The sequence below is a fragment of the Nocardioides sp. genome (assembly GCF_034670285.1).
GTDB lineage: Bacteria > Actinomycetota > Actinomycetes > Propionibacteriales > Nocardioidaceae > Nocardioides.
Map to the genome: position 1 here is coordinate 1 of NZ_JAXMNS010000145.1, position 8,260 is coordinate 8,260.

General features: G+C 71.0%; 8 protein-coding genes. 5 read left to right on the plus strand and 3 right to left on the minus strand.

What is annotated here, in order from left to right:
• The first annotated feature begins 156 nt into the window (after positions 1 to 156).
• From VOI19_RS09035 to VOI19_RS09045, 3 genes are all read left to right on the plus strand, one after another.
• Positions 157 to 873, plus strand: coding sequence for a response regulator transcription factor (locus tag VOI19_RS09035; protein ID WP_323792636.1), 717 nt, complete (start codon positions 157 to 159; stop codon positions 871 to 873).
• A gap of 130 nt (positions 874 to 1,003) precedes the next feature.
• Positions 1,004 to 1,864 (plus strand): DICT sensory domain-containing protein, encoded by an 861-nt coding sequence (locus VOI19_RS09040; protein WP_323792637.1) that lies wholly within the window; start codon positions 1,004 to 1,006, stop codon positions 1,862 to 1,864.
• A 15-nt stretch (positions 1,865 to 1,879) separates the two neighbouring features.
• A complete protein-coding gene (locus VOI19_RS09045; RefSeq protein ID WP_323792638.1) occupies positions 1,880 to 3,154 on the plus strand; it encodes an NAD(P)/FAD-dependent oxidoreductase in 1,275 nt (424 codons plus the stop codon).
• 19 nt (positions 3,155 to 3,173) lie between these two features.
• On the opposite strand, the gene VOI19_RS09050 is transcribed toward VOI19_RS09045, so the two are convergent.
• A complete protein-coding gene (locus VOI19_RS09050; protein ID WP_323792639.1) occupies positions 3,174 to 3,899 on the minus strand; it encodes a M50 family metallopeptidase in 726 nt (241 codons plus the stop codon).
• A 44-nt stretch (positions 3,900 to 3,943) separates the two neighbouring features.
• Between VOI19_RS09050 and VOI19_RS09055 the strand changes: the two genes are divergently transcribed.
• Both VOI19_RS09055 and VOI19_RS09060 read left to right on the plus strand, forming a co-directional pair.
• Entirely contained in the window at positions 3,944 to 4,360 is a 417-nt protein-coding gene (locus VOI19_RS09055; RefSeq protein WP_323792640.1) for a PaaI family thioesterase, read from the plus strand.
• Positions 4,361 to 4,610: 250 nt separating this feature from the next.
• A complete protein-coding gene (locus VOI19_RS09060; RefSeq protein WP_323792641.1) occupies positions 4,611 to 6,764 on the plus strand; it encodes a DEAD/DEAH box helicase in 2,154 nt (717 codons plus the stop codon).
• 20 nt (positions 6,765 to 6,784) lie between these two features.
• On the opposite strand, the gene VOI19_RS09065 is transcribed toward VOI19_RS09060, so the two are convergent.
• The gene (locus VOI19_RS09065; protein ID WP_323792642.1) at positions 6,785 to 7,603 is read right to left on the minus strand and encodes a maleylpyruvate isomerase family mycothiol-dependent enzyme; all 819 of its coding nucleotides are present in this window, start codon (positions 7,601 to 7,603) and stop codon (positions 6,785 to 6,787) included.
• Between the two features lie 31 nt (positions 7,604 to 7,634).
• The coding region (locus VOI19_RS09070) for a ThuA domain-containing protein (RefSeq protein WP_323792643.1) at positions 7,635 to 8,260 on the minus strand (626 nt) is incomplete at its 5' end.

An 8,260-nucleotide genomic window follows, 5' to 3' on the forward strand; every position in this document is an offset into this window, starting at 1 on the left:
CTCAACAGACTTCGGGAAATACTTCAACATTCCTCCACGGAACATCTAGACAAGATGTTTAAGTCTGGGTTACATTCCTCAACATCAGGGTGAGGTTACCGGGAAACACAGAGGGTCCCACGAACTCCCCGCCCGGTCGTAGAGGAAGTGACTGCCATGTCCAGTACCACCAGCTCGACCAACAGCCCCACCACCAGCCCCACCGCCAGCCCCACCGCCAGCACCGCCCCGCTCCGAGTCACGCTCATCGACGACTCGGACCTGGCCACCGCCGGCTTCGAGGCGATCCTGGCCCCGTTCGGTCACCGCATCCAGCTGGTGCCGGCCCGCGAGGCCATCGCCCGTCCCGAGACGCTCGACGTCGTGCTCTACGAGCCGCTCGGGCTGCACGGCACCGCCGAGTCCCTGCTCCGTGACCTGCAGCGCCAGGTCGACGGGCCGACCGCGGTCTACAGCTGGGCCGAGATCGACCACCTCCCGACTCCCACGGCTCGCCCCTACCTGTCGAAGAACCTCACCGCGTCGCGCCTGGTCGTCGACCTCGAGGCGCTCGCGGCCGGCCGCTTCACCAGTCCCGTTCCGACGCCCGTCCCGGTGGTCGAGGAGAAGGTCGTCGAGGTGGACGAGGTCGAGGCGCGCCGCGGCACGGAGGCGCTGCGCGTGCTCACCGCCCGCGAGTGCGACATCGTCGAGCTGATCGTGGCCGGCATGAGCAACAAGGAGATCGGCGACGAGCTCTCGCTCAGCGTCAACTCCGTCAAGACCTACATCCGCACCGCCTACCGCAAGATGGGCGTCCAGCGCCGTACGCAGGCGATGCTCTGGGCACTCGAGCACGGGCTCGGCGCCCGCCCCGAAGCCCTCGTCGGATGAGCTCTCGCTCAATCCTCCACAAACTCATCCACAACCTGTGGAAGTATGGCGGTTCGCAATGAGCAGTTACAGCCCGCAGGCCAAGACAGACCGGGCCAAGACAGACCGGGGAAGCAGGGTGTTGAGAGCAGTGTCCGACCCTCACGAGCCGTCGCTCAGCATCGGTGACCTCGCCGACGCGACCGGCGTCTCGACCGCGACCCTGCGCATCTGGGAGACCCGGCACGGCTTCCCGGTGCCGACCCGGCTCGCCAGCGGCCACCGCAGGTACGGCGACGCTGACGTCGAGGCCGTTCGCCTCGTCGCAGCGCTGCGCGACTCCGGCGTCCGTCTCGACGCCGCCATCTCGCGCACCCTCGAGGCGGGCCAGGACGTCGTCGCGCCGCCGTCGGAGTCCGTCTTCGCCCGTCTGCGCCAGACCCACCCGACCCTCATGCCGGCCCGGCTCACCAAGAGCACGCTGCTGGCGATGTCATGGGCGATCGAGGACGAGTTCTGCGCCCAGGCCGGTCGTGGCCACGTGTTCGGGGCCTTCCAGGAGCAGCACCGCTATCACTCGGCGCGCGCCCGCTGGACCGACATCGCTCGGGTCTCCGCCTCGACCTTCGTGTTCGCCGACTTCGACGCGTGCGTGGAGGGCCCGCCGACGCTCATTCAGTTGGCTCCCGATGCGCCGATGATCCGCGAGTGGGCCGTCGTGTGCGACGCCCCCACGATGTCCGTAGCGCTGACTGCGTGGGAGCTGCCCGGACAGACCGACGTACGCGACTCCGAGCGGGTCTTCGAGACGCTCTGGACGGTCGAGCCGTCAGCGGTGCGCGAGGCCGCCCAGGTGTGCGCCGCGCTCGCAGCGGAGGCCGGCTCCGAGCGTGCGATCGCTGTCGCGGACGAGCTGTCCGACCCGGTCGACGACCACGACTTCGACATCGGCGCGCTGACGTCGCTCTTCAACCGCTCGGTCTCCTACGTCGACGCCGCACCTCGCAACTGAGGGTGGCGGTCACAGGTGGACGCTGACGTCGTCGTCATCGGCGCAGGCCTCGCCGGTCTGCGCTGCGCCACCGAGCTGGTCTCGGCCGGTCATGAGGTCGTCGTCCTCGAGGCCGGGGACGACATCGGTGGACGCATCCGCACCGAACGCATCGACGGCTATCAGGTCGATCGAGGTTTTCAGCTGCTCAACCCGGCCTACCCGGCCGTACGACGTTGGGTCGACGCGAACTCCCTGCGCCTCGGCACGTTCGAGGCCGGGGTGGCAGCGCTGACCGACGAACGACTGATCAGGCTGGGGCACCCGCTGCGGGCGCCCCGCCTGCTCGCCGCGACGTTGCGTGGCGTCGGTGGCGAGCTCGGCGACGTGCCGGCGCTGCTGCGGTGGCTCCGTCCGCTTGCGCACCGCTCCGACGTCACCCACCTCCAGGCGCTCTCACGCCGTACGGACCTCACGCTGGCGGCCTCCCTCGACGCGGCCGGCGTCTCGGGCACCCTGCGCCGCGTGCTCGAACGGTTCTTCGCCGGCGTGCTGCTCGACGACTCGGGCACGTCGTCGGCGGCCTACGCCCGCCTGCTGACAGCCACCTTCCTGTCCGGCAACCCGGGCCTGCCGGCGGCCGGCATGCAGGCGCTGCCGCGTCAGGTGGCCGCACCACTCAAGGGCCGCATCCGCACCTCCACCCCGGTGCACGAGGTGGGCCCCACGCCCGGCTCGTCGGGCTTCCGGGTGCGCACCGACGACGGCGACCTGGTCGCTCGTCGCGTGGTGGTGGCGACCGGGCAGCAGGCCGCAGCCGCGCTGATCGCGCTCCCGGAGGAGCGGGCACACGGCGTCGTGACGCAGTGGTGGTCGACCACCGTGGAGCCCACCCGCCACCGGGTGCTCCACGTCGACGCGCGCTCCCGCCCGACCGGTCCGCTGGTCAACACCGCCGTGGTCTCGCACGCCGCCCCCACCTATGCGCCGGCCGGTCGCCACCTGGTGCAGGCCTCGGCGCTGATGGGCCCTGGCCGACCCACGCCGCGCGAGCCCGCGATGCGCCGCCATGCCGCCGAGCTGCTGCGCGCCGACGGGTTCGCCGAGTGGCAGGTCGTGACCCGCCACGAGATCCCGCGCGCACTCCCGGTGCAGTCGGCTCCCCTCGACGTGGCCCGACCGCTCGTGCTGCCCGACGGCCTCGTCGTCTGCGGCGACCACCGCGACACCGCCTGCATCCAGGGCGCGCTCGTCAGTGGCCACCGGGCTGCCCAGCAGGTCGGCGCGCTGCTCAGCGGCGCTTCGGGCTGAGGGGACGCCGAACGGCTCGTCAGAGCAGGTCGGGCGCCAGCGTCGTGACCCCGGTGACCAGGCCGGCGAGGTTGGCCGCGAGCAGCACCAGGGTCCACAGCAACGCCGGCACCCGGGTGAGTCGGGCCAGCTGGTCGGGGTCGGTGGTGCGGCGGCGGGTGCGGCCGGTGCCGAGCAGCTCGATCAACGGCCGCGGCGCAGCCAGCAGGAGCACCCAGGCGATCAGGTAGGCCACCACCGACTGCGCGGTCGGTGAGGCGTACCAGGTGAGCAGGGCGATGCCGGCTCCGCCGAGCAGCAGCGTGAGGACGCCGTACAGGTTGCGCACCCAGAGGAGCAGCGCGGCCGTGAGCAGGAGCAGCAGCCAGAGCATCGCGATGCCTCGTCCGGCGGCCAGCAGCAGTGCGGCCCCGATGCCGAGGGCGGCCGGAGCGAGGTAGCCCGCCGCGAGCATCGCGACCATCCCGGGTCCGGTCGGGCGGCCGCGCGAGACCATGAGGCCGGAGGTGTCGGAGTGCAGGTGGATGCTCTGGAGTCGTCGACCCACGAGCAAGGCGATGACCGCGTGGCCGGCCTCGTGCACGACCGTGACCGGCAACCGCACGCGCGGCCAGGTCGCCGGCGCCAGCACCAGCACGAGCGCGAGCACTCCGGTGAGCAGCACGAAGCCGGCGTCGGGCACCGGCTGCACCGCTGTGGCTCGTTCCCACACCTGGGAGAGGAAGCCGGGGTCGTCGCTGCGCACGAGTCCAGTGTGGCGCGGGCGCGGACGCCGGGTTGAATGGGCCCATGAACACCCCCGACGGCGCCTTCGAGCTCCCGATGACGATGGATCCCTTCTCGACCTACCTCGGGCTCGAGCTCACCGAGGTGACCGGGAGTCGCGTCGTGGCGACCTGGGCGGCGAAGCCTCAGCTGCACCAGCCCTACGGGATCGTGCACGGCGGCGCGCACTGCAGTGTCGTCGAGACGCTGGGCAGCATCGGCTCGGCCGTCTGGCTCGGCGACAAGGGTCAGTGCGTCGGCGTCAACAACCACACCGACTTCTTCCGAGCCATCAGCGAGGGCGCCCTCACCTCGGTGGCCACCCCGCTGCACCAGGGCCGCTCGCAGCAGCTGTGGGTCGTCGAGACCACCGCCGACGAGACGGGCAAGGTCATCGCGCGCGGTCAGCTGCGGGTGCAGAACCTCTACCCCCGGTCGTGACTCGGCGCGCGGTCGGCCTGAGACGTGCCTGAGGACGCCGATCCTGCGGTTGGCGCGGTCGAGAGGTAGGCTGTGGTCAGCATCGATCGGGCGAGCCCGCAGGCTTCGACGATCGGTGACTCCGCCCCGATCTGAAGACTGATCGGCGCGCGACTCCCGCCTCGGGCAGCCCGGCACCCACCGGGATCCTGTTGGCGGTGCCATACCGCCCCGGCGCGTGCGCCGCGGCGTCCCAGAGGAGGAAGAGCCTTTGGCTCGACGAGGCCAACGTCAGTCCGGCAACACCCGCACGGCGTCCAACGGCGCCAACGGCAACCGCCGACCCCAGCGCAACCGCCGCGACCTCGACAACGAGGGCATCATCCCGGTGCTGGCCCGCGCGGTGCGCGAGGTCGAGCAGGGCGTCCAGCGTGGTGCCGTGCGTCCCGCTGCCCGGACGAAGTTCCAGGTCGTGGCGCTGCTGGCGCGCGAGGAGCGGATCCGGGTCAAGGGTGACCAGGAGATCTCCGAGGGCCAGCGCGGCGAGCAGCTCAAGCGACTCGACGGCATCGGCACGATCCTCGCCAAGACCGCGACGCGCGACACCACGCTGCTGTCGCTCCTGGCCGAGGACGCCGACGTGTCCTACTCGGCGCTCGAGCTCAAGGCCGAGATGCTCCAGGCCGCCGGCATCGAGGTGCCCGAGCCGGTCGAGGAGGTCGTCGACGAGGACGCCACGCCGGTGGTCGAGCGCCAGGTGGTGCCGCAGTCGGTGATGGCTCGTCAGCTGGCGAACCCGTTCCTCAAGCCCGACTTCTCCGCGGCACCGCCGAAGGTCCAGGGTCGCCGACTGGCGACCTGGGAGCTCATCGGGCCGCTCCTGCAGTCCTTCGAGTACGGCGGCGACTCCTCGTGCATGCCGCTGCCCCAGCCCACCACGCTCACCGCCCCCGGCGGACTGAAGCTGATGCACCACCAGGCGCAGGTCGTCGCGTCCGCAGCCGAGGGTCACCGCACCTTCCTGCTCGCCGACGAGCCCGGCCTCGGCAAGACCGCCCAGGCCCTGCTCGCGGCCGAGGCAGCCGGTGCGTTCCCGCTGCTGGTCGTCGTCCCCAACGTGGTCAAGGCCAACTGGGCTCGCGAGGCCGGTCTCTGGACCCCCAACCACCCCGTCACCGTGATCCACGGCAACGGCGGCAACGTCGACGGCTTCGCCGACATCGTCGTCGTCAACTACGAGGTCCTCGACCGGCACGTGGGGTGGCTGGGCGACTTCGGCTTCCGCGGCATGGTCGTCGACGAGGCGCACTTCATCAAGAACAAGACGTCGCAGCGCTCGCAGCACGTCCTCCAGCTCGCCGACCGGATCCGCAAGCGCTCCGGACGCCCGTTGATGATGGCGCTCACCGGCACGCCGCTGATCAACGACATCGACGACTTCCGCGCGATCTGGCAGTTCCTCGGCTGGATCGGCGAGAACGCGCCCAAGGCCGAGCTGATGGCCGCGCTCGAGGAGCGGGGCCTGACCCCGATCGATCCCGGCTTCTACCCCAGCGCCCGCACCGCCGTCATCGACCGGGGGATCGTGCGCCGTCGCAAGGTCGACGTCGCGTCCGACATCCCGGCCCGTCGCATCGCAGACCTGCCCGTCGAGCTCGACGACGAGGTCGGTCGCTCGATCCGCGAGGCCGAGCGGGTGCTCGCCAAGCGGCTGGTCAAGCGCTACGAGTCGGCTCTCGAGGCGCGCACCTCCGGCGTCACCGTCGAGGGCATCGACCACGAGCTCGTCCGTCGGGTCGCCACGTGGGAGCGCGAGGACACGACCACCACCAAGACCGGCGAGAACGTCTTCACGATGATGCGCCGCATCGGTCAGGCGAAGGTCGGCCTCGCCGCCGACTACGCCGCCCAGCTGGCTCGCAGCGTCGGCAAGGTCGTCTTCTTCGCCAAGCACATCGACGTCATGGACGTTGCCGAGGAGACGTTCGAGCGCCGTGGCATCGGCTACTCCTCGATCCGGGGTGACCAGAGCCCGAAGGCCCGCGAGCAGGCGATCGACGCCTTCCTCAACGACCCCGACTGCGCCGTCATCGTGTGCTCGCTGACCGCCGCCGGCGTCGGGCTCAACCTCCAGGTCGCCTCCAACATGGTGCTCGCCGAGCTCTCCTGGACCGACGCGGAGCAGACCCAGGCCATCGACCGGATCCACCGCATCGGTCAGGCCGAGCCGGTCACCGCCTGGCGGATCATCGCCTCGCAGACGATCGACACCAAGGTCGCCGAGCTCATCGACTCCAAGGCCGGGCTGGCCGCGGTCGCCCTCGACGGGTCCGACGCCGAGGTCTCCTCCTCGGTCGACGTCCAGCTCGAGGCGCTCGTCGCCCTGCTCACCGAGGCCCTGGAGAACCAGCCCGTCCGGGTCTGATCACCTGGTCAAGGGTCTGGTCAGGGGGTCGTGGCCAGCGCGTCCAGGACCTGCTGGCCCAGGGAGGCGTCGCCCTCGACGACGACTGCGTCGGGGCCGGGGCTGCGCCGTCCCCCGGCGAGGACGACGAACGACTCGCGGTCGGTGCGCAGTCGCACCGTCGGCTCGCTCGGCGCGACCTGCAGCCGCTCGCCGCGTCCGGCGTCGTCGACGGTGAAGGCGACCGGGTCGTGGCCGTCGATCTCCAGCACCACGGTCGTGCCGGCGGGGGCGCCGACCCGCTTGGCGACGACGTACCCCAGGCTCTCCGCGAGATAGCCGGCGGTGTGCCGAGCAGCCGCGGAATCCATCCCGCCGGGCAGTCCGGCCGCGCGGCGTACGTCCTGCTCGTGCATCCACACGTCGAGCGGGCGGTTGCGCAGCAGGGTGTCCCACGTCCACGGGACCCCGCCGAAGACGACCTCGGGCAGCGCGCTGCCGTCGGTGGGCGGGTGCTCGCGCAGCCACGCGCGTCGGCGAGCGGTGACCTCGCGGATCTCGGCGATGATCTGCGCGGGGGAGCGGTCGCGGCGGTTGACGACGCCGATCTCGGTGTAGAGGCCCAGCAGGCCCGTGATGTGCGGCGGCTCGCCGACGTCCGCTGTCTCCTCGGGGTTGCCCGCCAGGATGCCCTCGAGGTGCGCCGTGTGGGCGGCGCATGCCTGGATGTCCCACCCCGGCAGGTCGGTGGGAGTCGACCAGGCCTCGGCCGGCACCTGCTCGAGCACGTCGACGAAGTCGTCGATGGCGCTCCACCACAGCTCGACCAGGTCTGCCAGTCGCTGTTGCTCATCACTCATGGTGGAAACCCTAGTCAGCCGGCGCCCGACGTCAGTCGAGGTGACGTTGTCCGTGCCGGATGGCGGTGACGAGGCCACCGAGGAGATGGCGACGGTAGGTGGGGTCGGAGTACAACGCTGCCTCGTGCCCGATTGCGGTGTACCAGGACAAGCCACGCCCGATCCTGCGTGTCCAGCACATCGGGTGGTCACCCATGGTGCCGCTGACGGGCATCGGCACCGTGAGGTCCGAGGGCGTGATGTACGGCGGCTGGGGCCCGAGTCCGCCGGGGATCATGCTGGTGTTGGGATCCTGGGCGTACGAGGACTCGTTGATGCTGAGCAGCACCCGCGCCCGCCCTCGCACGTTGGTGGTGAAGGAGTAGAACTCCTCGAGCGGCACCTGCCAGCGCCGGCCGAGGTGTCGTGTCGAGGCGTGGCGAGCTGACTCGCGCACGAGGGTCCCCGACTGGTTCTGGAGCGGGTGAGCGAGAAAGCGGCCGTCGGAGAGCAGCCGTGAGTAGAAACCCCAGTCGTACTCCGTGTCAGCCGCTGAGTGCACGCCCACCCATCCTCCGCCAGAACGCACGAACTGCTTGATCGCCGCGCGTGACTCGCGGGTCAGCACGTTGCCGACGGTGTTGGCGAAGAGGATCGCGCCGTACTGCTCGAGGTGGC

Bases quoted from the DNA above. Each gene is read 5' to 3' on its own strand.
- VOI19_RS09055 (WP_323792640.1), top strand. From the start codon at position 3,944: ATGAACACCCCCGACGGCGCCTTCGAGCTCCCGATGACGATGGATCCC.
- VOI19_RS09065 (WP_323792642.1), bottom strand. From the start codon at position 7,603: ATGAGTGATGAGCAACAGCGACTGGCAGACCTGGTCGAGCTGTGGTGG.
- VOI19_RS09035 (WP_323792636.1), top strand. From the start codon at position 157: ATGTCCAGTACCACCAGCTCGACCAACAGCCCCACCACCAGCCCCACC.